At 73.9% G+C, this 26,189-nt stretch carries 24 protein-coding genes; 2 read left to right on the top strand and 22 right to left on the bottom strand.

What is annotated here, in order from left to right; all coding sequences use genetic code 11:
* Positions 1 to 29: 29 nt before the first annotated feature.
* The 11 genes from AC6CH6_RS07700 to rpsO form a co-directional block, all read right to left on the bottom strand.
* Positions 30 to 461, bottom strand: a complete 432-nt coding sequence (locus AC6CH6_RS07700) for a helix-turn-helix domain-containing protein (RefSeq protein ID WP_498254679.1) — start codon at positions 459 to 461, stop codon at positions 30 to 32.
* A gap of 163 nt (positions 462 to 624) precedes the next feature.
* Positions 625 to 1,119, bottom strand: coding sequence for a nicotinamide-nucleotide amidohydrolase family protein (locus AC6CH6_RS07695; protein WP_419967821.1), 495 nt, complete (start codon positions 1,117 to 1,119; stop codon positions 625 to 627).
* On the bottom strand, positions 1,116 to 1,721 hold the full coding sequence (locus tag AC6CH6_RS07690; RefSeq protein WP_498254678.1) for a CDP-alcohol phosphatidyltransferase family protein: 606 nt from the start codon (positions 1,719 to 1,721) through the stop codon (positions 1,116 to 1,118). Before AC6CH6_RS07690 ends, AC6CH6_RS07695 begins: the two co-directional genes overlap by 4 nt.
* Before the next feature lie 37 nt (positions 1,722 to 1,758).
* Entirely contained in the window at positions 1,759 to 4,752 is a 2,994-nt protein-coding gene (locus tag AC6CH6_RS07685) for an FtsK/SpoIIIE family DNA translocase (RefSeq protein WP_498254677.1), read from the bottom strand.
* A 64-nt stretch (positions 4,753 to 4,816) separates the two neighbouring features.
* Positions 4,817 to 6,508, bottom strand: coding sequence for an RNase J family beta-CASP ribonuclease (locus AC6CH6_RS07680; protein ID WP_419967823.1), 1,692 nt, complete (start codon positions 6,506 to 6,508; stop codon positions 4,817 to 4,819).
* Between the two features lie 13 nt (positions 6,509 to 6,521).
* Positions 6,522 to 7,478 (bottom strand): 4-hydroxy-tetrahydrodipicolinate synthase, encoded by a 957-nt coding sequence (dapA, locus tag AC6CH6_RS07675; RefSeq protein ID WP_498254676.1) that lies wholly within the window; start codon positions 7,476 to 7,478, stop codon positions 6,522 to 6,524.
* Between the two features lie 67 nt (positions 7,479 to 7,545).
* Positions 7,546 to 8,178 carry a hypothetical protein gene (locus AC6CH6_RS07670; RefSeq protein ID WP_498254675.1) on the bottom strand — a complete coding sequence of 211 codons (633 nt, stop codon included), beginning with the start codon at positions 8,176 to 8,178 and terminating at the stop codon, positions 7,546 to 7,548.
* 5 nt (positions 8,179 to 8,183) lie between these two features.
* Positions 8,184 to 8,987: a 4-hydroxy-tetrahydrodipicolinate reductase gene (gene dapB / locus AC6CH6_RS07665; RefSeq protein ID WP_498254674.1), complete on the bottom strand. Its 804-nt coding sequence runs from the start codon at positions 8,985 to 8,987 to the stop codon at positions 8,184 to 8,186.
* 62 nt (positions 8,988 to 9,049) lie between these two features.
* Positions 9,050 to 10,474, bottom strand: coding sequence for a M16 family metallopeptidase (locus tag AC6CH6_RS07660; protein WP_498254673.1), 1,425 nt, complete (start codon positions 10,472 to 10,474; stop codon positions 9,050 to 9,052).
* A gap of 54 nt (positions 10,475 to 10,528) precedes the next feature.
* The gene (locus AC6CH6_RS07655; protein WP_498254672.1) at positions 10,529 to 12,793 is read right to left on the bottom strand and encodes a polyribonucleotide nucleotidyltransferase; all 2,265 of its coding nucleotides are present in this window, start codon (positions 12,791 to 12,793) and stop codon (positions 10,529 to 10,531) included.
* A 264-nt stretch (positions 12,794 to 13,057) separates the two neighbouring features.
* Positions 13,058 to 13,327 carry a 30S ribosomal protein S15 gene (gene rpsO, locus AC6CH6_RS07650; RefSeq protein WP_017832923.1) on the bottom strand — a complete coding sequence of 90 codons (270 nt, stop codon included), beginning with the start codon at positions 13,325 to 13,327 and terminating at the stop codon, positions 13,058 to 13,060.
* Positions 13,328 to 13,624: 297 nt separating this feature from the next.
* Here rpsO and AC6CH6_RS07645 point away from each other — a divergent pair, with 297 nt between their 5' ends.
* Positions 13,625 to 14,494 (top strand): aldo/keto reductase, encoded by an 870-nt coding sequence (locus AC6CH6_RS07645; protein WP_498254671.1) that lies wholly within the window; start codon positions 13,625 to 13,627, stop codon positions 14,492 to 14,494.
* Between the two features lie 18 nt (positions 14,495 to 14,512).
* Here the strand turns inward: AC6CH6_RS07645 and AC6CH6_RS07640 are convergent, their stop codons facing one another.
* From AC6CH6_RS07640 to rimP, 10 genes are all read right to left on the bottom strand, one after another.
* Positions 14,513 to 15,514, bottom strand: a complete 1,002-nt coding sequence (locus AC6CH6_RS07640; protein WP_498254670.1) for a bifunctional riboflavin kinase/FAD synthetase — start codon at positions 15,512 to 15,514, stop codon at positions 14,513 to 14,515.
* Between the two features lie 30 nt (positions 15,515 to 15,544).
* A complete protein-coding gene (locus tag AC6CH6_RS07635) occupies positions 15,545 to 16,204 on the bottom strand; it encodes a GNAT family N-acetyltransferase (protein ID WP_498254669.1) in 660 nt (219 codons plus the stop codon).
* Between the two features lie 100 nt (positions 16,205 to 16,304).
* Positions 16,305 to 16,787 carry a hypothetical protein gene (locus AC6CH6_RS07630; RefSeq protein WP_498254668.1) on the bottom strand — a complete coding sequence of 161 codons (483 nt, stop codon included), beginning with the start codon at positions 16,785 to 16,787 and terminating at the stop codon, positions 16,305 to 16,307.
* Between the two features lie 55 nt (positions 16,788 to 16,842).
* Positions 16,843 to 17,214 carry a hypothetical protein gene (locus AC6CH6_RS07625; protein ID WP_017832928.1) on the bottom strand — a complete coding sequence of 124 codons (372 nt, stop codon included), beginning with the start codon at positions 17,212 to 17,214 and terminating at the stop codon, positions 16,843 to 16,845.
* The gene (gene truB, locus AC6CH6_RS07620; RefSeq protein WP_498254667.1) at positions 17,214 to 18,290 is read right to left on the bottom strand and encodes a tRNA pseudouridine(55) synthase TruB; all 1,077 of its coding nucleotides are present in this window, start codon (positions 18,288 to 18,290) and stop codon (positions 17,214 to 17,216) included. Before truB ends, AC6CH6_RS07625 begins: the two co-directional genes overlap by 1 nt.
* A 21-nt stretch (positions 18,291 to 18,311) precedes the next feature.
* On the bottom strand, positions 18,312 to 18,761 hold the full coding sequence (gene rbfA, locus AC6CH6_RS07615; protein ID WP_017832930.1) for a 30S ribosome-binding factor RbfA: 450 nt from the start codon (positions 18,759 to 18,761) through the stop codon (positions 18,312 to 18,314).
* 158 nt (positions 18,762 to 18,919) lie between these two features.
* Positions 18,920 to 21,787: a translation initiation factor IF-2 gene (gene infB, locus AC6CH6_RS07610; RefSeq protein ID WP_498254666.1), complete on the bottom strand. Its 2,868-nt coding sequence runs from the start codon at positions 21,785 to 21,787 to the stop codon at positions 18,920 to 18,922.
* 204 nt (positions 21,788 to 21,991) lie between these two features.
* Complete coding sequence (locus AC6CH6_RS07605; protein WP_081615740.1) at positions 21,992 to 22,342, bottom strand: YlxR family protein; 351 nt, start codon at positions 22,340 to 22,342, stop codon at positions 21,992 to 21,994.
* 195 nt (positions 22,343 to 22,537) lie between these two features.
* On the bottom strand, positions 22,538 to 23,518 hold the full coding sequence (gene nusA, locus AC6CH6_RS07600) for a transcription termination factor NusA (protein WP_368810662.1): 981 nt from the start codon (positions 23,516 to 23,518) through the stop codon (positions 22,538 to 22,540).
* 191 nt (positions 23,519 to 23,709) lie between these two features.
* Positions 23,710 to 24,225 (bottom strand): ribosome maturation factor RimP, encoded by a 516-nt coding sequence (gene rimP / locus AC6CH6_RS07595; RefSeq protein ID WP_133410451.1) that lies wholly within the window; start codon positions 24,223 to 24,225, stop codon positions 23,710 to 23,712.
* A 100-nt stretch (positions 24,226 to 24,325) separates the two neighbouring features.
* On the opposite strand from rimP, the gene AC6CH6_RS07590 reads away from it, so the two are divergent.
* Positions 24,326 to 25,363 (top strand): hypothetical protein, encoded by a 1,038-nt coding sequence (locus tag AC6CH6_RS07590; protein ID WP_498254665.1) that lies wholly within the window; start codon positions 24,326 to 24,328, stop codon positions 25,361 to 25,363.
* 21 nt (positions 25,364 to 25,384) lie between these two features.
* Here the strand turns inward: AC6CH6_RS07590 and AC6CH6_RS07585 are convergent, their stop codons facing one another.
* Entirely contained in the window at positions 25,385 to 26,152 is a 768-nt protein-coding gene (locus AC6CH6_RS07585) for a TSUP family transporter (protein WP_251356191.1), read from the bottom strand.
* Positions 26,153 to 26,189 lie beyond the last annotated feature (37 nt).

Here is a 26,189-nt window from a genome sequence, read left to right as displayed (position 1 = left end):
GTGGGCGGGCGGCGGGCCGCCCGGGCGGATCAGCGGGCGCCGGCCGCGGCGGCCTCGCCGCCGTTGACGCGGCCGAACTCCCGCGAGTACTGCTCCGTGAGGTCGCTGGGCACCGTGTCCGGGACCAGGAGGCCCTCGGCGTAGGCCAGGCGGTCCGCGACCTCGCGCAGCATCTGGGACATCGGGATATCGAGCGCGGCGCAGATCGACGCCAGGAGCTCGGAGGAGGCCTCCTTCTGGCCGCGCTCCACCTCGCTCAGGTAGCCGAGGGAGACGCGGGCGCTGTGCGATACCTCTCGGAGGGTGCGTCCCTGGCGCTGGCGGACGCTGCGCAGGACCTCACCGATCTCCTGGCGGAGTACACCCATCTTCAAGTCCTTCGTCTCGGTGCTGTCGTCCTCGTCGAGGCCCACGTCCTTCCAACGGACGACGCCATTGACGGACACGGGTTGCTTGGTCATGTGAATCGCTCGTCTCCTCGTGTGTGCGGCAGCTTCACCGCCGGCTGCGGGCGGTGCCTCGGCGCCGGCCGGTCGACATCTTGACTTCGATCGGCTCAACTCGAGCCTGCGATCATTGCTAACCCCGCTGACGGTTCCATTCTTCCCCGCAGGAGGCGGTTTTTCACTGTGAGTTGGCTGGGAGCACCAGGGCCGCCGTGAGGCGCTCGAGGGCGGCGCGCACGGCGGCCGCCCGGATCTCCGCCCGGCCCCCCGCCGCGGCCAGCTCGTGGACGGTGGAGCCGTCCGGTCCCGCGACGCCCAGGTAGACCGTGCCCACCGGCTTGCCGTCGTGCGGCTCGGGGCCGGCGGCGCCCGTGGTGGAGACGGCCCAGTCCGTGCCGAGGCGGCGGCGGGCGCCCTCCGCCATGGCGACCGCGACGTCGGGGTCGACGGAGCCCCGCTCGGCGAGCAGCCGGGCCGGCACGCCGAGGACCTCGGTCTTGACCCGGTTGGAGTAGGAGACGACCGCGCCCTCGAAGCAGGCCGAGGCCCCGGGGACGTCGACGACGGCGGCGGCCAGCGCTCCCCCGGTGAGGGACTCCGCGGTCGCGACCGTCAGCGCCCGGCGGACGGCCTCCTCGACGAGCGCCCGGGCGGCCGGCTGCGGCTCCGTCACGCCGCGTTCCGCTCGGCCAGCGCCCGGCGGCGCAGCTGGACCGCCTTGACCACGTAGTCCACGCCGGTCACGACCGTGACCACGAGGGCCGCCCCCATCGCGATCCAGCCCAGCCACGGCCACCACGCGCCCACCAGGGGCACCAGCGGGAGCAGCAGGAGCAGGAGCGCCACGGTCTGCAGCACGGTCTTGAGCTTGCCGCCCTTCGAGGCGGCCATGACGCCGTAGCGGATGACGACGAAGCGCAGGAGCGTGATCCCCCACTCCCGGACGAGGATCAGCACGGTCACCCACCACCACAGCTCGCCGAGCATCGAGAGCACCACGAACGCGGCGCCGGTCAGCAGCTTGTCGGCGATGGGGTCGGCGATCTTGCCGAAGCTGGTGATCAGCCCGCGGGCCCGGGCGATGTCGCCGTCGAGCTTGTCCGTGTACATGGCGACCGCGAAGACCGCCAGGGCGGCCCACCGCATGCCCAGGGAGTCCTCCCCCTGGGTGCCTCCCACCCACAGGAACCACACGAAGAAGGGCACCAGCACGATGCGCAGGGCGGTCAGCGCGTTCGGCAGGTTGAGGTTGGACGCCGGGTCCGCGGGGCTCATCTGGTGCTCGCTTCCTGGTGGGTGGGACGGGGTCGGCTCAGCGGCCGGTCAGCTGCCAGGCGTCCTCGGACTCCTCGGGGTCCTCGGCGCCGTCGCCGTGGTCGGTCGCGGTCCGGGCCAGCGAGGCCTCGACCGGGTCCTCGCCGTAGTCGACCGACCCGCCGGCGCCGGCCGGGGGCGCGGGCGGCTCCTCGCCCCGGAGCACGGCGAGGGTCGCGGCGAGGTCGTCGGGCTTGACGAGCACGTCCCGCGCCTTGGACCCCTCGGAGGGCCCGACGACGCCGCGGGACTCCAGCAGGTCCATGAGCCGGCCGGCCTTGGCGAAGCCGACGCGCAGCTTGCGCTGGAGCATGGAGGTGGACCCGAACTGCGTGGTCACCACCAGCTCGGTGGCCTGCAGGAGGACGTCGAGGTCGTCCCCGATGTCCTCGTCGATGGTCTTCTTGGGGGCCTCCTGCACCACGTCCTGGCGGTAGTGGGCCTTCATCTGGCCCTTGACGTGGTCGACGACCTCGTGGATCTCCGACTCGGTGACCCACGCGCCCTGCACGCGCATCGGCTTGGACGCGCCCATGGGCAGGAACAGGGCGTCGCCCTGGCCGATGAGCTTCTCGGCGCCCGGCTGGTCCAGGACCACGCGGGAGTCGGTGACCGAGGACGTCGCGAACGCCATCCGGGAAGGCACGTTGGCCTTGATCAGACCGGTGACCACGTCCACGGAGGGCCGCTGGGTGGCGAGCACCAGGTGGATGCCGGCGGCACGGGCGAGCTGGGTGATCCGCACGATCGCGTCCTCGACGTCGCGCGGGGCGACCATCATCAGGTCCGCGAGCTCGTCGACGATCACGAGCAGGTACGGGTACGGCCGGATCACGCGCTTCGAGCCGGGCTCGGGCTGGACCTTGCCGTTGCGCACGGCCTTGTTGAAGTCGTCGACGTGCTTGTACCCGTAGTGCGAGAGGTCGTCGTAGCGGGCGTCCATCTCCCGCACGACCCACTGCAGCGCCTCGGCGGCCTTCTTGGGGTTCGTGATGATGGGGGTGATCAGGTGGGGCACGCCCTCGTAGGCGGTCAGCTCGACCCGCTTCGGGTCGACCATGACCATCCGCACCTCGTCCGGGGTGGCGCGCATCAGGAGCGAGACGATCATCGAGTTCACGAAGCTCGACTTGCCCGCGCCGGTGGCGCCGGCGACGAGCAGGTGCGGCATCTTGGCGAGGTTGGCCACCACGTAGCCGCCCTCGACGTCCTTGCCCACGCCCATGACCATGGGGTGCTCCGTCTTGCGGGCGTTGTGCGAGCGCAGGACGTCGCCCAGGGACACGGTCTCGCGGTCGGTGTTCGGGATCTCGATGCCGATCGCGGACCGGCCGGGGATCGGCGAGAGGATGCGCACGTCCGCGGAGGCCACGGCGTAGGCGATGTTCTTGGACAGCGCCGTGACGCGCTCGACCTTGGTGCCGGAACCCAGTTCGATCTCGTACCGGGTGACGGTGGGCCCGCGGGAGAAGCCGGTGACCACGGCGTCCACGTTGAACTGCTCCAGCACGCTCGTCAGGGAGGCGACCACGGCGTCGTTGGCCTCGGAGCGCTCCTTGGGCGGCGGTCCCTGCACGAGCGCGCCGGCCGCGGGCAGGGAGTAGGCGATGTCGCCCTCGAGCTTGAGCTGCTCCGCGCGGGCGGGGATGGGCGATTCGGGGGTGTGGGTGCGGGCGGTGACGGACGTGGAGCCGGTGGGCTCGGCGGCCACGTCCTCCAGCGCCGGGGAGCCGGAGCCCGCGGCGGTGTCCGCGGCCGGCTCGAGGCCCTGCTCCCGGCGCAGCCGGCGGGCGGCGAGCTGCTCCTGGGTGGGCCGCTTCTGCCCCGGCCGGGGGACGTCGCCCCCCTGCTCCGCGGCGGCGGCCGGCTCGGCGGGCGGCTCGGCGGATCCCGCGGCCCCCGCCGTTCCCGCCGCGGCGGCCCGCTGCCGGGCGGCGCGCGCGGAGTCGACGTCGAAGACGCGGGTGGGCGCCTGGCCGTCGGCGGCCTCCTCGGCTACGACGGCGCGCTCGAAGGCCTCGTCCCCGCGGTAGCCGTCGAGGGCGCGGCGCTCGGCCTCGGCCGCCTTGCGCTCGCGGCGCTTCTCGCGGCGGGTCTTGGCCGCCTCGGCGCGCGCGGCGTGCTCGTCCAGGTAGGAGCGGTCGTGCCGGGCGGCGGACACGTCGGTCGCGGAGACGGGGCCGTCCTGGCCCATGAGCCGCCAGTAGCCCTGCCGCAGCCGCGGCAGGATGAGGTTGACGGGGGTCGCGGTGACCACGAGCACGGACAGGAACAGGGCCGCGACGAAGATCGCGCCGGCGCCGACCGGGGTGATGAGGGCGCTCAGCGGGTCGGCGGCGAGGAAGCCCACGTAGCCGCCGGCGCTCCGGAGCGCCTCCTGGCCCTGGCTCGGGGACGGCTGCCCCAGGAGCACGTGCGCGAGGCCGGAGCCGGCGACGACGGCGGCGCCCAGCCCGATCGCGATGCGGTTGTTGGCCGAGGTGTCCTCGGGGTGGCGGAAGCGGCGCAGGGCGAAGCCCACGAGGGGCAGCGGCAGCACCAGGGCCGTCCAGCCGAAGGTCCCCGCGAGGACCTCGTGCACCGCCACGGCGGGGACCGCCAGCCACGGCGCGGACGCGCCGGGCAGGTTCCACCACTCGACGGCCGCGGCGAGCAGGCCGAGCAGCAGCAGGAAGAGGGCGCCGCCGTCGCGCAGCGACTCCGCGGGCACGTCCGTGCGCAGGGTGCCCATGCGGCGTACGGCGCCGCCGACCACGTGGGCGAGGGCCGTCCAGACGCCTCCGACGGCGCGGGCGCACCAGGCCAGGGCGGTGCCCGTGCCGTGCAGCACCCGCGGGGAGCTCGCGGCGGGCGCCGCGGAGCCCCGTCCGGCGGTCGACGGACGGCGGGTGGAGGTGGACCGGCTGGATCCCGACGACCGCGCAGAAGACGTGCTGTTCTTGCCACGCGACGTCGAGGCGCCCTTGCGGGCGGGGGAAGTACGAGTCGCCATGCTCCCAGGGTAGACCACGGCCTCCCCCCGTCAGCGGTGCCGCACGGGGGGAGGGACCGGGGGCTCAGGCCTCGATGACGACCGGGACGATCATGGGCTTGCGGCGCAGCCGGCGGCTGACCCAGGAGCCGATGGTGCGGCGCACCACCTGCTGGAGCTGCTGGGTGGTGTGGTTCTTGCCCGAGTGGTTGATGGCGTCCTCGAGCGCGGCGGTGATCCTCGGCTTGATCTCGTCGAACACGCTGTCGTCCTCGGCCACGCCGCGGGCGTGCACGTCCGGGCCGGTGACGACCTTGCCGGTGTCCCGGTTCACCACGGTGATGACGGAGATGAAGCCCTCCTCGGCCAGCACGAGCCGGTCCTTGAGGTCGGCGTCGGTGATGGTGCCCACGGAGGAGCCGTCCACGTAGACGTAGCCGCACTCGACCTGGCCGGTGATCCGCGCCTCGCCGTCGGCCATGTCCACCACGGTGCCGCCCTCGGCCAGGAGCACGTGGTCGGAGGGCACGCCGGTCTCCTCGGCGAGCTTGCCGTTGGCGATGAGGTGGCGGACCTCGCCGTGCACCGGCATGACGTAGCCGGGCTCCACGATGTTGTAGCAGTACAGCAGCTCGCCCGCGGCGGCGTGCCCGGAGACGTGCACCTTGGCGGTGCCCTTGTGGACCACGTTGGCGCCCAGCCGCATGAGCCCGTTGATGATGCGGAAGACCGAGTTCTCGTTGCCGGGGATGAGCGAGGACGCGAGGATCACGGTGTCGCCCTCGGTGAGCTGGACCTTGTGGTCGCCGTTGGCCATCCGGGACAGCGCGGCCATCGGCTCCCCCTGCGACCCGGTGCACATGATGACCAGCTTCGAGTCCGCGTGCTCGTCGATCCGCTTCTGGTCGATCAGGGTGTTCGGCGGGACCTCCAGGTAGCCCAGCTTCTCGGCGATGGTCATGTTGCGCACCATGGACCGGCCCATGAAAGCGACCTTGCGCCCGTGCTCGGCGGCCGCGTCCAGCACCTGCTGCACGCGGTGGACGTGCGAGGAGAAGGACGCCACGACCACGCGCTTCGGGGCGCGCCCGATCACGTCCGCGAGGACGGGGCCGATGTGCTTCTCCGTGGGGGTGAACCCGGGGACCTCGGCGTTGGTGGAGTCGGTGAGGAACAGGTCCACGCCCTCCTCCCCCAGCCGGGCGAAGTGGCGCAGGTCGGTGATCCGGCCGTCGAGCGGCAGCTGGTCCATCTTGAAGTCGCCCGTGTGCAGGACGGTGCCGGCCTTCGTGCGCAGGAACACCGCGAGGGCGTCCGGGATCGAGTGGTTGACGGCCACGAACTCGCACTCGAACTCGCCGAGCCGCTCGACCTGCCCCTCCCGCACCGCCATGGTGTAGGGCTTGATCCGGTGCTCCTGGAGCTTCGCCTCGATGAGCGCGAGCGTCAGCCGGGAGCCGATCACGGGGATGTCGGGGCGGCGCTTGAGCAGGTACGGGACGGCGCCGATGTGGTCCTCGTGGCCGTGGGTCAGCACCACGGCCACGACGTCGTCGAGCCGGTCGACGATGTGGTTGAGGTCAGGGAGGATGAGGTCCACGCCCGGCTGGGTCTCCTCGGGGAAGAGCACGCCGCAGTCGACCACGAGCAGCTGCCCGTTGATCTCGAACACCGTCATGTTCCGTCCGACCTCGCCCAGCCCGCCCAGTGGGACGACGCGCAGGACGTCCTTGCCGAGGGCGGGGGGAGCCGACAGGTCGGTGTGCCACTGGGTCATGGGACCCCTTTCGTCAGTCGATGGTCTCGAGGAGGGTTTCGGCGACGACCGAGCCCCGCAGGTCCGCGCGGATCAGGGCGGCCTCGGCCTCCGTGGGCGGGACGTGCGGGAGCCGCACGGTGTTGTGCGGCAGCCGGCCCTGCCACATGAGGATCGTCTTCGCCGCGACGGCGCCGGGGGCGCGGGTCATCGTGGCGCGGACGACGGGCTCGAGCTCGGCGTTGATCCGCCGGGCCGTGGCGAGGTCCTGGGCACGGACCGCGTCGACGAGCTCGCGGTACCGGGCGGTGGCCACGTGGGTGGTGACGCCGATGAGCCCGGCGGCGCCGATGGCCATCCAGGGCAGGGTCAGGCCGTCGTCGCCCGAGTAGTAGAGCAGGTCGGTCTCGGCCAGCACCCGGGTCGCGGCGACCAGGTCCGCCTTGGCGTCCTTGACGGCCACGATGTTGGGGTGCCCGGCCAGGGAGACGAGGGTCTCGGTGGCGATCGGGATGCCGGCGCGGCCGGGGATGTCGTAGAGCATGATCGGCAGGTCCACGGAGTCCGCGAGGCTGCGGAAGTGGGCCTCGACGCCGGCCTGGGAGGGCTTGTTGTAGTACGGGGTGACGATGAGCAGCCCGTCCATGCCGAGCTTCTCGGCCGCGCGGGAGAGGTAGCGGGAGTGCTCGGTGTCGTTGGAGCCGGTGCCCGCCAGCAGCGGCACGCGGGAGCCGACGGCCTCCTTGACCGCGCGGAACACGGAGAGGTTCTCCTCGTCGGTCATGGTGGAGTACTCCCCCGTGGTGCCGCACACCACGAGACCGTCGCAGCCGTCGTCGACGAGCTGGACGGCCATGGCCGCGGTGGCGTCCAGGTCCACGGACCCGTCCGCGGCGAAGACGGTGATCATCGCGGTGAGCAGCGTCCCGAACAGGGGCTCGGACCGGGTCGCGGGGAGGTCGGCGGAGGAGGGCGAGGCGTTGGCAGTCATGGGTGCCAGGTTACCGCTTCCTCGGCGGGGCCACCGGCGGGCGGGCGGCGGGGACTCGCCGCCACGGTCAGGCCCGGCCCTCGCCCGGGGGGTCGGCGGGCTCCACGTTGCGGGCGGCGCGCCCGCGGGAGAGGGCCACGGCGTCGCGCATCGCGGAGCGGGCGCGGGTCCGGTCCCCGGCGGCCGCGTAGGCCAGGGAGAGCCGGTACCAGTTGCGCCAGTCGCCCGGGTCCGCCTCGGTCTGCGCCCGGACGGCCCCGAAGCGCTCGTCGGCGGCCTCGCGCACGATGCGCCCGCCGGGGGTGCGCGGGAGGTCGTCGGGCGGCAGCCCGCCCTCCGCGTGCAGCGTCCGGCCGAGCTGCTCGGTCCGGACCCCGAACAGGACCTCGCGCACCAGCGCCCACACGCCCACGGCCGGGAGCACCAGCATGGCGACGCCGAAGGCCTTGGCGATCCAGCCGTCCGTGCCCAGCAGCAGCACCGCGCGGTGCAGGCTCAGGCCCAGGTAGACGACGAGCAGCGTCACCATGGCCGCGGCGAGCAGCTTCGCCTTGCTCGTCGACTCCAGGAGCGTGAAGACGCCCGCGAAGACGAGCACGGCGAGGATCCACAGCTTCGAGCCGCCGGGGACGGGCAGCAGCCACAGGGTCAGCAGGGCCGCCGCGAGCAGGCCCCAGATCCAGGCCCGGATGGAGTCCATCGGCGCTACAGCCCCAGGTCGAGGTAGCCCTCGAGCCCGTGCGTGAGCCCCTCGTGGGAGCCCACCTCCCGGACGCCGAGCACCACGCCGGTCATGAAGGAGATGCGGTCGAAGGAGTCGTGCCGGATGGTGAGCTGCTCGCCGACGCCGCCCAGCAGCGTCTCCTGGTGGGCGACGAGCCCGCGCAGGCGCACGGAGTGCACCCGGACGTCCTCCACGAGCGCGCCGCGGGCCCCGCCCGGGTCCTGCTCCGTGGCGTCCGGCGACGGCGCGACCCCTGCGGCCCGCCGTGCCTGCCCGACGAGGGCGGCGGTGCGGGCGGCGGTGCCCGAGGGGGCGTCCACCTTTTCCGGGTGGTGCAGCTCGACGATCTCGACGGACTCGAAGAACCGGGCGGCCTGCGCGGAGAAGCGCATGGCCAGCACCGCGCCGACCGAGAAGTTGGGGGCGACGAGCACCCCCACCCCGGGGTGCTCGGCCAGCAGCGCCTCGAGCCGGTCCAGCCGCTCGGCGTCCCAGCCGGTGGTGCCCACGACGCAGTGCATGCCGTGCTGCACGGCGAAGCGGACGTTGGCCTCCGTGGCGGAGGGGACCGTGAGGTCGACCACGACCTCCGCGCCGGCGGCGACCAGGGCCTGGAGGGAGTCCTCCCGGCCGAGCTCGGCGACGAGCTGGAGGCCCTCGGTGCGGCGCACCGCCTGCACGGCCTCGCTGCCCATCCGGCCGCGCGCGCCGAGCACGGCGACGCGCAGCGCGGCGGGGGCGGACGGCGGGGCGTCGGTGGTCACGGGGGCGGTGCGCTCGGTCATGGCTCCAACTCTAGGTCACGGGAGGGGTGGCGCCGCCGCCGGCTCCCGGCGGCGGCGTGCGGTCAGCGGCGGGTGGGCGCCACGATGGTGGTCACGACCGGGCCCTCGGCGAGCCACCCCGCGAGCTCCCGGACCTGCTCCGGGGTCACGGAGCGGACCCGGTCCAGGGACTCGTCGATGTCGAGGAACTCCCCGGACTTCAGCTCCGCGGAGCCCAGCCGGGACATCCGGGACCCGGTGTCCTCGAGGGCGAGCACGGTGCCCCCGCCCAGCTGTCCCACGACCTTGCGCAGCTCGTCCGCCCCGATGCCGTCCCGGGCGAGCGTCTCCAGCTCGCCGGCCATGAGCGCCAGGACCTCGTCGGTGCGCGCGGGCAGGCACCCGGCGTACATCCCGAAGTAGCCGGCGTCCGAGTACGCGCCCGAGAAGGAGAACGTGCTGTAGGCCAGGCCGCGCTTCTCGCGGATCTCCTGGAACAGGCGGGAGGACATCCCGCCGCCCAGGGCCGCGTTGAGCACGGTCATCGCGAAGCGGCGGTCGTCCCCGGCCACGAGCCCGGGCCGGCCGACGACCACGTTGGTCTGCTCCACGGGCCGCTCCAGGAAGTGCTCGCCCCAGACCGGCTCCAGCGGCGCGGGGGTGCGCTCGCGCCGCGGGAGGGGGGCCGCCGGGGCGGCCGGGTCCCAGCCCGCGCGCTCGAGGGCCTCGGCGACGAGGGCGACGACGACGTCGTGCTCGAGGCCGCCGGCGGCCGTGACCACGAGGCCCTCGGGCCGGTAGTGGCGGCGGTAGTGCTCGACCACCGCGTCGCGGGGCACCGCGAGGATCTCCTCGGGGGTCCCGCCGATGGGCCGGCCGAGAGGGTGGACCCCCAGCACCCGCTGGGTGAACTCCTCGAAGGCGACGTCCTCGGGGTCGTCCTTGTCCATCGCGAGCTCCTCGAGGATGACCCCCCGCTCCCGCTCGAGCTCGTCCGGGTCCAGGGCGGCCGACGTCACCATGTCGGTGATGACGTCGATCGACATCGGCAGGTCCTCGGCCAGGACCCGCGCGTAGTAGCACGTGTGCTCCTTGGCCGTGGCGGCGTTGGACTCCCCGCCCACCTCGTCGAACGCCTCCGCGATCTGCAGCGCCGAGCGCCGCTCGGTGCCCTTGAACAGCAGGTGCTCGAGGAAGTGCGTGGAGCCCAGACGGCCGGGCTGCTCGTCGCGGGATCCGACGCCGACCCAGAAGCCGACCGTCACGGCCCGCTGGGCGGGCATCCGCTCGGTGACCACCCGGGTGCCGCACGGCAGGACCGTGCGACGGACCACGTTGCCGCCGGCGCCCTCGTGCAGGGTGTGGCTGAACCCCGCGGCGGCCGTGGTCAGGGCCGCGGCCGCCGCGGAGGGGGAACTGCGGGGAACCGCCGAGAGGCGGGCGTCCGGGCCGGGGGTGCTCCCCGGGCCGCGGTCGCCCGCCTCCAGCGGCAGATCGACTGCCGTCATCCAGCTGTGCTGCTTTCTGTGCTCGTGCGGTGCTGTGCGCGGGACGGGCCCGGCTCAGGCCTCGGTGGCGTCGTCGTCCTCGGGGAAGACGTTCGGCTCCTCGGCGACCACGGGGGCCAGGGACAGCTTGCCGCGGTCGTCGACCTTCGTGATCTCGACCTGGACCTTCTGGCCGACGCCGAGGACGTCCTCGACGTCGGTGACGCGCTTGCCCTCGTTGAGCTTGCGCAACTCCGAGATGTGCAGCAGGCCGTCCTTGCCGGGGGTGAGGGAGACGAAGGCGCCGAAGGTCGTGGTCTTGACCACGGTGCCCAGGTAGCGCTCGCCGACCTCCGGGACCTGCGGGTTGGCGATCGCGTTGATCGCCGCGCGGGCCGCCTCGGCCGAGGGGCCGTCGGTGGCGCCGATGTAGACGGTGCCGTCGTCCTCGATCGAGATGTCGGTGCCGGTGTCCTCCTGGATCTGGTTGATCATCTTGCCCTTCGGGCCGATGACCTCGCCGATCTTGGAGACGGGGACGGTCACGGAGATCACGCGCGGGGCGAACTCGCTCATCTCGTCCGGCCGGTCGATGGCCGCGTTCAGCACCCCGAGGATGTGCAGCCGGGCCTCGCGGGCCTGGGTCAGCGCGGCGTCCAGCACCGAGGAGGGGATCCCGTCGAGCTTGGTGTCGAGCTGGATCGCGGTCACGAACTCGGAGGTGCCGGCCACCTTGAAGTCCATGTCGCCCAGCGCGTCCTCGGCGCCCAGGATGTCGGTCAGCGCGGCGTAGCGGGTCTCCCCGTCCACCTCGTCCGAGACCAGGCCCATGGCGATGCCGGCCACCGGTGCGCGCAGCGGCACACCGGCGTTGAGCAGCGACAGGGTCGAGGCGCAGACGGAGCCCATCGACGTGGAGCCGTTGGAGCTCAGCGCCTCGGAGACCTGCCGGATCGCGTAGGGGAACTCCTCGCGGGAGGGCAGCACCGGGGTGATGGCCCGCTCGGCCAGGGCGCCGTGGCCGATCTCGCGGCGCTTCGGGGAGCCCACGCGACCGGTCTCGCCGGTGGAGTACGGCGGGAAGTTGTAGTGGTGCATGTACCGCTTGTGCTTCACCGGGGACAGCGAGTCGATCTGCTGCTCCAGCTTCAGCATGTTCAGCGTGGTCACGCCCATGATCTGGGTCTCGCCGCGCTCGAAGATCGCGGAGCCGTGCACGCGCGGCAGGACCTCGACCTCGGCGGTGAGCTGGCGGATGTCCGTCAGGCCGCGGCCGTCGATGCGCACCTGCTCGGTGAGCACCCGCTGGCGCACGGTCTGCTTGGTGAGCGCCTGGTAGGCGCCGTTGACCTCGTCCTTGCGGTCGGCGAAGGGCCCGTCCTCGCCGGCGAGCTCGGCCAGGGTCGCCTGGTGCAGCGCGTCGGTCGCGGTCTCGCGCTCCTGCTTGTCGGCGATCGAGTACACCTCGGCGAGCCGGGTGCCGACGGAGGCCGCGACGGCCTCCTTGACGTCGTCCCCGAAGCCGCCGAAGCGGGGCAGCTCCATCTCCGGCTTGCCGGCGCGGGCCTTGAGGTCGGCCTGGGCGTCGCACAGCGCCTTGAGGGCCGGCTTGGCGGCCTCGAGGCCCTGGGCCACGAGCTCCTCGGTGGGGGCCACGGCGCCGTTGTTCTTGATCAGGTTCCAGGAGTTGTCGGTGGCCTCGGCCTCGACCATCATGATCGCGACGTCCTCGGTGCCGTCCTTGCCGGTGACGACGCGGCCGGCCACGGCCATGTCGAACACGGCGTTCTCGAGCTGCGAGTGCTTCGGGAAGGCCACCCACTGGTGCTGGCCGTTCTCGCCGGCCATGAGCGCCACGCGCACGCCGCCGACGGGGCCCTGGAAGGGCATCCCGGACAGGGTCGTGGCCATCGACGCGGCGTTGATCGCCACGGTGTTGTAGATCTCGTCCGGGTTCATGGACAGGATCGTGACGACGACCTGCACCTCGTTGCGGATGCCCTTGCCGAAGGCGGGGCGCAGCGGGCGGTCGATGAGCCGGCAGGTGAGGATCGCGTCCGTGGAGGGGCGGCCCTCGCGGCGGAAGAACGAGCCCGGGATGCGCCCGGCCGCGTACATCCGCTCCTCGACGTCGACCGTCAGGGGGAAGAAGTCGAAGCCCTGGCGGGGGGACTTGCCCACCGTGGTGGCGGCGAGCATGGTGGTGTCCTCGTCGATGGAGACGAGGGTGGAGCCGGCGGCCTGCTTGGCGAGGCGGCCGGTCTCGAAGCGCACGACGCGCTTTCCGTAGGAGCCGTTGTCGATGACGGCTTCGGCGTACTGGATCTCGGGACCCTCCAAGGGTCACCTCCGTTTCGTGTCGGCGGGACCGTCCGCGCGTCACCCGGTCTTCGATCGAGATCCACGGAAGGTCCGGGGCCGCGGGGGGCCGTCCGGTGTCCGGAGATCACTACCGAGGACCGCGAATGATCGGCGCGGTGGCCCCGTCTGGTGTTCGATGGTGCTGTCTCTGGTGGTGCGGGGGGTCCGCCCGGCTGCTGTGCCGTGCGGGCCCGGTGCTCGGCGGCGTCCTCCCGTTGCCGGGCGGACGCCGCCGGGTGCCGACTAGCGGCGCAGGCCGAGCCGCTCGATGAGCGTGCGGTAGCGCGTGATGTCGGTGTCGCGCAGGTAGGTCAGCATGCGGCGACGGCGACCGACCAGGGCCATCAGGCCGCGGCGGGTGTGGTGGTCGTGCTTGTGCTGCTTCAGGTGCTCCGTCAGATCGGCGATCCGGCGGGTCAGGACCGCGATCTGCACCTCGGGCGAACCGGTGTCGCCCTCGTGGGTGGCGAAGTCCTTGATGATCTCCTGCTTGATGGCGGCGTCGAGTGCCACGTGTAACTCCGTTCGAGTCAGTACCGTGCGGCCCGGACGACGGGCTCGTCGCCGGGTCCCGGGACTCCCCGGGGGTCCGACAACCACGGACTGCAGTCGGACCGCCGTCCAGTCTAGCGGACCCGGGCGCGCCGCCCCACCCCCGCGCAGCGCGGCGCGCTGCGCTGGGCCTCCCCCGGCCGGTGGGCCAAGATGGGAGGGACACGACGGCGGGGTCCCGGCGCACGGCCGTCCGGGCCGGGCAGGACCGGGCCGGCAGCACGTGGACGAGCAGGACGAGACGAGCAGGAGCAGCGCGTGAGCAAGGACGAGAAGGACGGGCGGGGCCCGGCGGTCGCCGACCGCACGCACACGATGCGGGACGGCCGGCGCATTCCCGCGATCGGGCTGGGCACCTACCCGATGGACGACGCCGGGGCCGAGGCCGACGTCGCCGAGGCCCTCATGCTGGGCTACCGGATGGTCGACACCGCGGTCAACTACGGCAACGAGACGGGCGTGGGGCGCGCGATCGCAGCGGCCGGGGTGCCGCGCGACGAGCTGTTCCTCACCACCAAGCTGCCGGGCCGGGACCACGGCACGGACTCCGTGCGCCGCTCGCTCGAGGGCTCCCTGCGGCGGCTGGGCACCGACCACGTGGACCTGTACCTCATCCACTGGCCGAACCCGTCGGTCGGCCGGTACGTCGAGACGTGGCGGACGATGCTGGAGCTGCGGCAGGAGGGGCTCGTCCGCTCGGTGGGGGTGTCCAACTTCACGCCCGCCCACATCCGGCGCCTGGTCGAGGAGACCGGCGAGACGCCGGCCGTCAACCAGGTGGAGCTGCACCCGCAGTACCAGCAGGAGCGGCTGCGGGAGTTCCACGCGGAGCACCGCATCATCACCCAGGCCTGGTCCCCGCTGGGCCGCAAGACCGACCTGCTCCAGCACGAGTGGATCGCGCGGATCGCCCGGCGGACCGGCCGCACCCCGGCCCAGGTCGTCCTCCGCTGGCACCTGCAGTCACACAACGTGCCGATCCCGAAGAGCTCCGACCCCCGGCGCATGGCCGAGAACCTCGACGTCTTCGACTGGGAGCTGGACGAGGAGCAGATGCACCGGCTGCAGATGCTGCACACGGGGATCAGCGGGTCGGGGTTCGACCCGAACGAGCACGAGGAGATGTAGGGGCCCGGCCGCCGGGGCTCAGGCCTCGGCGGCCAGGATGCCGCGGGTGCGCTCGACGTCGTCGTCCATCTGGGCCACGAGCTTGTCGACGCCCTCGTAGGCGACCATCCCGCGCAGCCGGGCGACGAACTCCACGACCACCTCCTGGCCGTAGAGGTCGAAGTCCTCGACCCGCTCCTCGGGGCGGTCGATGACGTGCGCCTCGACCTGCCGGGGCACGTTCTCGAACGTCGGGTTGGACCCCACGGAGATCGCGGTGGGCCAGCGGGTGCCGTGGGCGTCGAGCAGCCACCCGGCGTACACCCCGTCCGCGGGGACGAACCCGGCCGCGTCCGGGGACAGGTTGGCCGTGGGATAGCCGAGCTCCCGCCCGCGGGCGGCCCCGTGCACCACCTCCCCGCGCATCCGGTGGTGGCGCCCGAGCAGCCGGGCGGCCGCGCGCACGTCCCCCGCCTGCAGGCAGGCGCGGATCCACGTGGAGGAGCAGCGCCGCTCCCCCGCCGAGGTCACGGCCGGGGCGTGCTCCGGGTGCTGCTCGTGCAGCGGGTCGAGCAGGTCGTCGACCACGCGGACCTCGAACCCGTGGCGCTCCCCCAGTTCCCGGAGCGTGTCGATGTTGCCGGTGTTGTCCTTGCCCAGGCGGGTGTCCTCGCCCACCACGAGGCAGCGCGCGCCGAGCGGGCCCACCAGGGTGCCCAGCACGAACTGCTCGGTGGACTGGGCCGCGAAATCCAGGGTGTACTCCAGCACGAGGGCGGCGTCCGCGCCGGTGCGCTCGAGGGCGTCCAGCTTGTCCTCGGTGCCCATGATCAGTCCCGGGTGGCTGCCGGGGCGGTGCACCTGCGCGGGGTGCGGGTCGAACGTCACGACCACCGAGGCCCAGCCCAGCTCGCGGGCGGAGTCGACGAGCTGGGACAGCACCCGCTGGTGGCCCCGGTGGACACCGTCGAAATTGCCGATGGTGACGACCGACGGGCCGAAGCCCGGGGGGACGTCAGAGAGATCTCGCCAGCGGAACACGCTTCTCCTCGCAGGAACGGAACAGGCAGGTCAGGGTCGGGGCGGCACGGGCCGGTGCGGGTCGCCGGGCCCCTCCGCGGGGGCGGCGGCCGGGGACGGCGGGCCGTCCCACGGGGCCTGCGGGGAGCGGGGGTCCTCCGCGCCGAGGGTCAGGATCCAGGCGTCCACCGAGGCGCCGCGCTGCTCCATGAACCCGTCGATCCGCACCGGGGAGCGGAAGCCGAGCCTCCAGGCGAGCTTGCGGCTGGCCCAGTTGGGGACCTTCGCCATCCAGTAAGCATAGGTGAGGCCCAGGGTCGCGAAGGCGTGCTCGAGCAGCAGCCGGCAGGCGGCCTCGGCGGCGCCGGTGCCGCGGGCGTGGGGGCCGAAGTTGAGCCCGATGTCCGCCGTGGTCCCGCGCAGGGCGTTGAGCCCCACGGTCCCGTGCAGCAGGTCGGTCCGGGCGTCGGCGACCGCCCAGTTGTACTCGCGGCCGGCGCGCCAGGCGGCGGGGACGAACTCGTCGACGTACCAGCGCGCATCGGCCTCCGTGTAGCCCAGGGGCACGGTGGTGAACTCCGCGGCCGCGGGGTCCGCGCAGTTGCGGGCCAGCTGCGGGACGTCGCGCTCCTCGAGCCGGCGCAGCACCACGGTGCCGTCGGTGAGGACGGGGACGTCGTAGTCCTCGGCGCCGTCGGGGCGTACGGGCATCGGCGGGGATCCTTTCGGGAGGCGTGCGGCACGGGGCGCTCCGGCCCGCGACCGAGCCTACCCGGTGCGTGCCGGTGGGCCGCGCGGGACGGACGGGCGCTCAGGCGGGTGCCCGCCCGCCCCGGGGCCGGGACCGGCGGAGCCAGGCGAGGCCGACCACCGGCAGCACGAGCGGGACGTAGCCGTAGTCCTGCCCGAAGTGGGACCACACGCTGGCCTCGGGGAACAGCTCCGGGACGAGCACCGAGAGCAGGCCCACGCCGAGCACGCCGAGCAGCTCCACGGCCACGGCGGCCGTGGCCAGCCGGTGCCAGCGGGGGCCGGGCCGGGCGAGGGCCACGGTGGCCACCACGTAGACGGCCGCGGCGAACGCGGAGAGCAGGTACGGCAGCGGCGCGGCCTGGAAGTCCGTCGCGATCTGGTAGAGCGAGCGGACACCGGCGGAGAGGGAGAAGACCGCGTAGACCACGACGACCAGCCGGCCGAAGCCCGAGGACTTGCGGTCGCCGCGCGCCGCGGCGGCGCGGGGCCCGAAACGCCGCTGCAGCCGGGTGGGGCCGTCCTGCGGGCGGTCGTGCGTCATCGGGGCCTCTCCTGCGGGGTCGTGGCGGGCCGGGAGCCGGTCCGGGGTCCGGGGCTCACTGGTAGTACCAGATGTAGTTCATGCGGTAGACCATGATGGCGACCACCGGCCCCGCGGCAGCGAGCACCCAGTTGGACCAGCTCGAGCGCTCCACGAGGGACCACACGAAGGTTCCCGCCGGGATGAGCAGGGCGGTCAGCAGGTAGCCCCAGTACTCGAGGGCCGATCCGGTGGGCCCGGGCCCCCGCACGTGCATGACGACCGTGCCCACGGCGTAGACGAGCAGGAACGCCTCGAGCAGCAGCACGGAGCCCTGGGTCCAGTCGTCGGGCCGCCGCCCGCGTGCGGCCTGCACGGCGCACACCAGGAAGGAGAGGGCGCCGAGCAGGACCGCGGCCCAGAACCAGCCGTCGTAGCCCCACAGCATCAGCGCTCCTCCCGGGGGGTCCCGGGGGGCACGGGGAACCGCTCCCCGGGCAGGAAGACGAGCACGGGCTTGGCGGTGCGCTCGCCGCGGTGGCCGCGGTCGGACAGCAGGGCCACGAGACGCCCGTCGGGGGCGAAGCCGGCGGTGACGGCGTCCTGGTCCGGGGCAGTCCCCCGGTGGCCCTGACCACGGTCCTCGTCGTGGCCCGCGGCGCCGCCGGCGGCACTGGGACCGATCCGGCGGCCGTGGGCGACGTCCTGGGCCTCGGCGGCGGTCAGCCGGCGGACGGGGAACAGTCCGGCGGCGGCCTCCTCCAGGCTCGTCACGGGCAGCGGGCGGCCGGCGGCCACCTCCGCGGCGAGCTCCTCGAGGGTGGACGCGTCCTCGAGGGTCCACGCGCCCACCCGGGTGCGGCGCAGCGCGGTCAGGTGACCGCCCACCCCGAGGTCGGCGCCGAGGTCCCGGGCCAGGGCCCGGACGTAGGTGCCCGAGCTGCAGGTCACGGTGACGTCGACGTCGAGGACCTCCCGCCCGGCGTCGTCGGCGGTGCGCACGAGCCGGTGCACGGCGAACTCGGAGACGGTGACGGGGCGCGCGGCGAGCTCCACGTCCTGCCCGGCGCGGACCTGGGCGTAGGCGCGGCGGCCCTCGACCTTGATGGCGCTGACCTTCGCGGGGACCTGCTGGATGTCCCCGGTGAGCCGGGCGACGCCGGCCGCCACCGCGTGCTCGTCCATCGCGGTCACGGCCCCGGGGGCGGCGACGTCGACGACCTCCCCCTCGGCGTCGTCGGTCACGGTGGTCAGGCCGAGCCGGATCGTCGCGGCGTACGTCTTGTCCCGGCCCACCACCCAGGTCAGGAGGCGGGTGGCCCGGTCGACGCCGAGCACCAGCACGCCCGTGGCCATGGGGTCCAGGGTGCCGGCGTGGCCCACCTTGCGGGTGCCCGCGAGGCGGCGGGCGCGGGCGACGACGTCGTGGCTGGTCCAGCCGGCGGGCTTGTCCACGACCACGAGCCCGGACGGCGTCGGCAGGGACGGGTCCGGGCTCGGGACGTCAGGCTTCGTGCGGGTCACTTCCCCGGTGCCCCCGCCTGCTCAGCGGTCCCGGGAGGACTCGTCGTCCTCCTCGGCCGGCTTCCGGTAGGGGTCCTCGCCGGCGGCCCAGCTGGCCCCGGCGGCCTGGGCGGCGACCTCGGCGTCCTTCTCCTTGGCCGCGCGGAGCACCTCCTCGAGGTGGGAGGCGTTGACCGGGATCTCGTCCGGGACGAAGGTCAGGGTGGGCGTCAGGCGGGCCGTGATGTTCCGTCCCACCTCGCTGCGCAGGACGCCCTTGGCGGACTCGAGGGCCGCCCGGGTGTTCTGCTGCTCCTCCGCGGTGCCGAACACCGTGTAGTACAGGGTGGCGTGCTGGAGGTCGTTGGTGACGCGGGCGTCCGTGATGGTCACGAAGCCCAGCCGGGGGTCCTTGACCCGGCGCTCGAGCGCCTGGGCCACGACGACCTTGATCCGGTCGGCGAGTCGGGCGGCGCGTGCTGCGTCAGCCATGGTGGATGCTCCTCGGGTCGGGGCGGTGCGGTGCTCGGCGCGGTGCTGGCGACGAGGCGGGGAACGGTGCTGGAACGGGGGCGGCGGCACGGGCGGGCGCTGGGCCCGCCCGTGCCGCCGCGGGTGTCCCGCGCGCGGGGCGCGGGACTCGAAACGGGTCAGGCGCGCGGCTTCTCGCGCATCTCCCACGTCTCGATGAGGTCGCCCTCGTGGATGTCGTTGAAGGAGCCGAGCCCGATACCGCACTCGTAGCCCTCGCGGACCTCGGTCGCGTCGTCCTTGAACCGGCGCAGCGAGTCGACGGTGAGGTTGTCCGCCACGACGCTGCCGTCCCGGACGAGCCGGGCCTTGGAGTTGCGGCGGATGGTGCCCTTGGTGATGTAGGCACCGGCGATGTTGCCCCACTTGGAGGAGCGGTACACCTCGCGGATCTCGGCGGTGCCGAGCGCCACCTCCTCGTACTCCGGCTTGAGCATGCCCTTGAGCGCGCTCTCGACGTCGTCGATGGCGTTGTAGATCACCGAGTAGAACTTCATCTCGACGCCCTCGCGGTCGGCCAGGTCCGTCACGCGCTCGGCGGGACGGACGTTGAAGCCGATGATGATCGCGTTGTCCACGGTCGCCAGGTTGACGTCGTTCTGGGTGATGGCGCCGACGCCGCGGTGGATGACCCGCAGCTGGACCTCCTCGCCCACGTCGATCTTGAGCAGCGAGTCCTCGAGCGCCTCCACGGCACCGGACACGTCGCCCTTGATGATGAGGTTGAGCGTGTCGATCTTGCCGGCGGCCACGGCCTCGTCGAAGGACTCGAGCGTGATCCGCTTGCGGCGCTTGGCGAGCAGGGCGTTGCGGTCCGCCGCCTGGCGCTTCTCGGCGATCTGGCGCGCGGTGCGCTCCTCCGGGGTGGAGAGGAACGTGTCGCCCGCCCGGGGCACGGAGTCGAGGCCCAGCACCTGCACGGGCCGCGAGGGACCCGCCTCCTCGACGGACTGCCCGTTCTCGTCGAACATGGCGCGCACGCGGCCGTACGCGGCGCCGGCGACGATCGCGTCGCCGACGTGCAGCGTGCCGGACTGCACGAGCACGGTCGAGACCGCACCGCGCCCCTTGTCCAGGTTCGCCTCGATCGCCACGCCGCGGGCACCCTTGTTCGGGTTCGCCGAGAGCTCGAGCGCGCCGTCCGCGGTCAGCACGATCGCGTCCAGCAGGTCGTCGATGTTGAGGTTCTGGCGCGCGGAGACGTCGACGAACATGGTGTCGCCGCCGTACTCCTCGGGGACCAGGCCGTACTCGGTGAGCTGGCCGCGGATCTTCTCCGGGTTCGCCTCTGGCTTGTCGATCTTGTTCACCGCCACCACGATCGGCACGCCGGCGGCCTGGGCGTGGTTGAGCGCCTCGACCGTCTGCGGCATGACGCCGTCGTCCGCGGCGACCACGAGCACGGCGATGTCCGTCACCTGGGCACCGCGGGCACGCATGGCGGTGAACGCCTCGTGGCCCGGGGTGTCGATGAACGTGATCTGCCGCTCCTGGCCGTCGACCTCGGTCTCGATCTGGTAGGCGCCGATGTGCTGGGTGATGCCACCGGCCTCCCCCTCGATCACCTTCGTGTTGCGGATCGCGTCGAGCAGGCGGGTCTTGCCGTGGTCGACGTGGCCCATGACGGTGACGACCGGCGGGCGCGCCTCCAGGACGTCCTCGCCCTCGGCCGCGGCCTCGGCGTCCAGGTCGATGTCGAAGGACTCGAAGAGCTCGCGCTCCTCGTCCTCCGGCGAGACCACCTGGATCCGGTACCCGAGCTCGGCGCCCAGCAGCTGGAAGGTCTCCTCGTCGAGGGACTGCGTCTGCGTGGCCATCTCGCCGAGGTGGATGAGCACCGTGACGAGGGAGGCCGGGTTCGCGTTGATCTTCTCGGCGAAGTCCGTGAGGGACGCGCCGCGGCGCAGACGCACCACCGTGGTGCCGTCGCCGTGGGGAACGGCGACGCCGCCGACGGACGGGGCCTTCATCTGCTCGAGCTCCTGGCGCTTCGCCCGCTTCGACTTGCGCTGCTTGCCGCGGGCACCGCCGCGCCCGAAGGCGCCCTGGGTGCCGCCGCGGCCGCCGCGGCCGGGGCCGCCGCCGGGACGGGAGAACCCGCCCCCGCCGCCGCCGGGACCGCCGCGGCGGGGACCTGCGCCGCCGCCGGCCGGCCGGGAGCCGATCGGGGCCACGCCGGTGGTGTGCCCGGGCATCATGTTCGGGCTGGGACGTGCGCCGCCGGGGCGGGGACCGCCCTGGGGACGCGGGCCGCCCTGGCCCTGCGGACGGGGACCGCCCTGACCCTGGCCCTGCGGGCGGGGACCGCCCTGGCCCTGGCCCTGGGGACGAGGTCCGCCCTGACGCTCGGGACGGCCCGAGCGCATGCCCTGCTGGGCGGCGAACGGGTTGTTGCCCGGACGCGGACCCGCCGGGCGGGGAGCACCGGGGCGCGGCGCGGCCGAGCCCGGACGGGGCGCGGTGCCACCGGGGCGCGGCGCGGCGGAGCCCGGACGGGGCGCTCCGCTGCGGCCCATGCCCTGCTGGCTGGCGAACGGGTTGTTGCCCGGGCGCGGGCCCGGGGCGGGGGTCCTGGCGCCCGGTGCCGCCGGGCGCTGCGGCGCGGACCGCTCCGGGGTCGAGGACGGCTCGGCGGAGCGCTGCTCGGGCGCCTTCTCGGCCGGCCGCTGCTCGGCGGCCTTCTCGGGCGTGCGCTCCGGTGCCTTCTCGGCGGGCTTGGCGGCCGCCGGGCCCGGGGCGGGCGCGGAGGTGCCGGGCCGGGACGAGGCGCCGGGCTTGGACGCGGGCTTGCCGGCGGGCGCCGGGGCCGCCGGGGCGGACTTCTCCGCCCGGCCGGCGAGGGCGGAGCGCAGCTTCTTGGCGACGGGCGGCTCGACGGTCGAGGACGCGCCTCGGACGAACTCACCCAGGGTCTGAAGCGTGGAAATCGCTTCCTTGGACGTTATTCCGAGCTCTTTCGCGAGCTCGTGAACGCGGGGCTTGGCCACTTCTCTCCTGTCTCGGTCCGCACCGAAACAGGCACGAACCACTTATTTTCCGTTGAGGCTCCCGGAGCATCGGCCGTCGAGGACGGCGCGGGGTCGCGGGAGGCCGTTGGCAGAGCACAACGAAGCACTCATCGCTGGGCACTCATCGGTTTTCCATCGGTTCTCTGACTCGCTTTCCAGTTCTTCACCCGCGTACGGACGTGGTCACCGGTCCGGTCGGACCGCGCGGGCTGCCGTCCGGGGACGGCTGTGGTCGGCACTCGTGCGTCCGGTCGCCGGGGCTGCCCCCGTGGACAGCAGGGCGTCCAGTGCGGGAGCGACCGCCTCCGTGTCCACGACCGCCCGGAACGCGCGCCGGAAGGCGCGCCGGCGCAGGGCCGAGTCCAGGCACTCGTGGGAGGGGTGGAGCCAGGCTCCGCGACCGCCGAGGCGGCCGTCCCGGTCGACCACGGCCCGGAGGCCGCTGTCGGTCGGTTCGGTCACCACACGTACGAGCTGGTCAGGGTGTTCGGTGGTCCGGCATCCGATGCACGTGCGACGGGAGTCTGCACTCACTCGCTCGGTACTCCTCGTCTCGCGCCGGGACGTCGGGGACGTCCCGTGCGGGCCGGGAGCGGGCGCCGGACAGGGACCACCAACGATCTGACCGCTGTCCAGTCTATCCCGGGGACCGCCCTGGGCCGAAACCGGGGGCGCGCGGGATCCCGGGACCGCCCCGGGGCGGGGGCGCCGGTCCCGCCCCGGCGGGGCTCAGCGGCGCTCGGCGGCCTTCGACTCGGGCACGATGTCGATCTTCCAGCCCGTGAGCTTGGCGGCCAGGCGGGCGTTCTGGCCCTCCTTGCCGATGGCCAGGGACAGCTGGGTGTCGGGGACCACGGCGCGGGACGAGCGGGCCCGCTCGTCGAGCACGGTCACCCGGGTCACCTTGGCCGGGGACAGGGCGTTGGCGATGCAGCGGGCGGGGTCGTCCGACCAGTCGACGATGTCGATCTTCTCGTCGTGCAGCTCGTTCATCACGGCGCGCACGCGGGAGCCCATCTCCCCGATGCAGGCGCCCTTGGCGTTGATCCCGGACTGGGTGGCGCGCACGGCGATCTTGGTGCGGTGGCCGGCCTCGCGGGCGATCGCCATGATCTCCACGGAGCCGTCGGCGATCTCCGGCACCTCCATCTCGAACAGGCGGCGCACCAGGTCCGGGTGGGACCGGGACAGCGTGATGGACGGGCCCTTCATGCCGCGCTTGACCTCCACGACAAAGGCGCGGATGCGAGCGCCGTGCGGGTACTTCTCGCCGGGGGCCTGCTCGTGCGGGGGCAGCACGCCCTCCACGGTGCCCAGGTCGACCTGGACCATGTGGGGGTTGTGCCCCTGCTGGATCTGCCCGGAGACGATCTCTCCCTCCCGGCCCTTGAAGTGGCCCAGGACGGCGTCGTCCTCGACGTCGCGCAGCCGCTGGAGGATGACCTGGCGGGCCGTGGAGGCCGCGATCCGCCCGAAGCCGGCCGGGGTGTCGTCGAACTCCCCGACCGCCTCGCCGTCCTCGTCCAGCTCGGGCGCCCAGATGGTGACGTGGCCGGTCCGGCGCTCGATCTCGGCGCGCGCTCCCGGCAGCGCGCCGGCGGTCTTGTGGTACGCCAGCAGGAGGGCCTGCTCGATGGTGGGGATGAGCAGGTCCACGGGGATGTCGCGCTCACGCTCCAGCAGTCGGAGGGTGCTCATATCGATGTCCATGTCCGGCCTTCCTCACCTGACGGCCCCGGGGACGGCGCAGCGCACCGTCGGGGATGACGGGGCGCCGCCACGGGTCGTGCTCGCGCACTCGTCGTCGCACTCGGTTGTCGTCGCACTGCGGACCGCGGCGCCGGTGGGCGCCGCGGCGTCAACGGCACATCTTACACTCGTGCCGGGCGGGGCCGGGTCCGTCAGTCCGTGAACTCGACCTCCACCCTGGCCCGGCGCACGGCCTCGAAGGCCCAGCGCTCCGGCTCGAGCAGCCGGGCCGGCATCCCCTTCTTCACCTGGTGGCTGCGCTGCAGGACCACGCCGTCCTGGCCCACCTCCAGCAGGCGGGCCGTGAACTTCTCGCCCTCCACCGGGGTGACCCGCACCAGCCGTCCGATCGAGCGGCGCCAGTGCCGCGGGGCCGCGAGCTCCCTCGTGGCCCCCGGGGAGGACACCTCCAGCTCGTAGGCCGAGCCCGGCACGGGGTCCGTGCGGTCGAGGAGCTCGGACACGGCCCGGGAGACCGCGGCGATCCGGTCGATGTCCACGCTGTCGGTGCTGTCCTCCGGCAGGTCCACGAGCACCTGCAGCACGAGCCCGGTGCCGGCGGGCTTCAGGGCGACGTGCTCCAGGACGAGCCCCGACTCCTCCACCGCGGGGCCGATCAGCTCGGCCAGCCGCTGGTCGTCGGGTCCGGGGGTGCTCTGCTCGCTCACGGGGTCTCCTCGTGCTGTCGGGATGTCGGGGTCGGTCCAGGAGATCCTATGATGAACGCGGCCCTCCGCCGTCCCCCGCCGCGTCCCCCAGGAGCCACCGGTGACCGATCCCCGCACGCCCGCCCCCCGAGTGCTCCCGCTGGTGCTGGGGGTCCTGCTCGCCACCGGCGCCGCCGGGGCGTGGTGGCTGGACTCCGCCCGGCCGGTGCCCCCGGACGAGGTCGCGCGCGCCGAGGCGTGGCGGGGCACCGAGGCGCTGCTCGCGGCGCCCGCCCCGGCCCCGGCGCCCGCCGCCGCGTGGGCGGACGTGCGCGCCGACCTGGCCCGGCAGCTCGAGGCCCTCGGTCCCGCGCCCGACGGCCGCACGAGCGCCGCTGCCCGGGCCGGGCGCCCCTCCCCCGCCGGCGGCACCGGCACCGACGGCGTCAGCACCGGCGACGCCGGGGACGCCGCGGAATCGGGCGCCACGGCGTCCGCCGCGCTGCGGACGACGGCGACGGCCCTCGCCGGGGACGCCCTGGCCGCCGAGGACCCCGCCCTGGCGCGGGTGCTCGCCGCGGCGGCGGTCTCGCGGGCCACGGCGGCCCGGCAGCTCGCGGCCCCGCAGGTTCCGGCCCCGCAGGTCCCGGCTCCGGCCGGCGCCGACCTGTGCGACGCCGCCGGGGATCCGGCCCCCGATGGGACGGCCGCTCCCGGGGCCGTCCTGTGGTCGGCGCTGGACCGCGCCGGCTACGCCTTCGAGGCGCTGGCCGCCCGCACCGGGACAACCCCGGACGCTGCCGCCCCTGACGCTGCCGCCCCGGCCGGTGCCGTCCCCGCCGAGCTGGCGGCCCGGGCCCGGGCGGACGTCGAAGAGCTCCTGGGGTCCCCGTCCGCCCGGCGGGTGCTCGCGGCGGACCCCGGGCTGCCGGCGGGCGCCTACGTCCTGCCCGAGGACGTGCGGGAGCACCCCGGCCGGGTCGCGGACACGGCGGCCCGGGACGTGCAGGAGGCCGCCGCGCACGTGCTGGCCCGCGGGGACGCCGGCGACCGGTGCTGGGCGCTCGTGGCGCTCGAGCGCGCGACCGGGCTGCGCGCCGGGCTCACGGGGGAGGTCGACGCCCTGCCCGGCGTGGTCCGGGACGACCCGCCGCGGTGACCCACGCTCCGGCGGGGCGGCTCAGGCTCCCCGCAGCACGTCGACGCCCAGCTTGAGGATGAGCAGCGAGACCACGGTGAGGAACACCACCCGGATGAAGCGGCTGCCGCGGGCCACCGCGGTGCGCGCCCCGAGGTAGCCGCCCAGCATGTTGGACAGCCCCAGGACGAGCCCCAGGCCCCACAGCACCGACCCGTGGCCGAAGAAGAACACGAGGGCGCCCACGTTGGTCGCGAGGTTGACGATCTTCGCCTTGGCGCTGGCGGCCAGGAAGCTGTAGCCCAGCAGCGTGATCATGGCGATGACCAGGAACGAGCCGGTGCCCGGGCCCATCACGCCGTCGTAGAAGCCGATGACGGTGCCGATCACCATCGCGGTGCCGTAGTGCCGCGCGCCGCTGTGGCGCAGCTCGGTCAGCTGCCCCACGGTGGGCCGGGCCACGGTGAACAGGAGCACGGCCACCAGCGCGGCGAGGATGATCGGGCGGAACACCGCCTCGGGCAGGGACGCGGCCAGCGCCGCCCCGCCGAAGCTGCCGACCAGCGCGACGCCCGCCATGGGCAGGGCGGTGCGCAGGTCGGGGGACGTGCGCCGGTAGAAGGTCAGCGCGCTCGTCGCGGTGCCGAACACGGAGCCCATCTTGTTGGTGGCCAGGGCCTGGACGGGGCTGATCCCCGGGACCATCAGCACCACGGGCAGCTGCAGCAGGCCGCCGCCGCCGACCACGGCGTCGACGAAGCCCGCGGCGAGCCCGGCCGCCACCAGCAGGGCGACGACGCCGGGGTCCATCTGCTCCAGGCCCGAGGCCCCGAGCCCCTGCACGGGA

Source organism: Kocuria sp. GQ42 (genome assembly GCF_059758435.1).
This window is presented reverse-complemented; position numbering and strand designations above follow the sequence as displayed.

Excerpts from the sequence above, each read along its gene's own strand:
- AC6CH6_RS07635 (WP_498254669.1), bottom strand. The coding sequence starts at position 16,204 with ATGCCCGTACGCCCCGACGGCGCCGAGGACTACGACGTCCCCGTCCTC.
- AC6CH6_RS07625 (WP_017832928.1), bottom strand. The coding sequence starts at position 17,214 with ATGCTGTGGGGCTACGACGGCTGGTTCTGGGCCGCGGTCCTGCTCGGC.
- AC6CH6_RS07680 (WP_419967823.1), bottom strand. The coding sequence starts at position 6,508 with ATGACCCAGTGGCACACCGACCTGTCGGCTCCCCCCGCCCTCGGCAAG.
- AC6CH6_RS07630 (WP_498254668.1), bottom strand. The coding sequence starts at position 16,787 with ATGACGCACGACCGCCCGCAGGACGGCCCCACCCGGCTGCAGCGGCGT.
- nusA (WP_368810662.1), bottom strand. The coding sequence starts at position 23,518 with ATGGACATCGATATGAGCACCCTCCGACTGCTGGAGCGTGAGCGCGAC.
- dapA (WP_498254676.1), bottom strand. The coding sequence starts at position 7,478 with ATGACTGCCAACGCCTCGCCCTCCTCCGCCGACCTCCCCGCGACCCGG.
- AC6CH6_RS07660 (WP_498254673.1), bottom strand. The coding sequence starts at position 10,474 with ATGACGGCAGTCGATCTGCCGCTGGAGGCGGGCGACCGCGGCCCGGGG.
- AC6CH6_RS07690 (WP_498254678.1), bottom strand. The coding sequence starts at position 1,721 with ATGAGCCCCGCGGACCCGGCGTCCAACCTCAACCTGCCGAACGCGCTG.
- AC6CH6_RS07670 (WP_498254675.1), bottom strand. The coding sequence starts at position 8,178 with ATGGACTCCATCCGGGCCTGGATCTGGGGCCTGCTCGCGGCGGCCCTG.
- AC6CH6_RS07585 (WP_251356191.1), bottom strand. The coding sequence starts at position 26,152 with ATGGACCCCGGCGTCGTCGCCCTGCTGGTGGCGGCCGGGCTCGCCGCG.
- rbfA (WP_017832930.1), bottom strand. The coding sequence starts at position 18,761 with ATGGCTGACGCAGCACGCGCCGCCCGACTCGCCGACCGGATCAAGGTC.
- AC6CH6_RS07685 (WP_498254677.1), bottom strand. The coding sequence starts at position 4,752 with ATGGCGACTCGTACTTCCCCCGCCCGCAAGGGCGCCTCGACGTCGCGT.
- dapB (WP_498254674.1), bottom strand. The coding sequence starts at position 8,987 with ATGACCGAGCGCACCGCCCCCGTGACCACCGACGCCCCGCCGTCCGCC.
- AC6CH6_RS07700 (WP_498254679.1), bottom strand. The coding sequence starts at position 461 with ATGACCAAGCAACCCGTGTCCGTCAATGGCGTCGTCCGTTGGAAGGAC.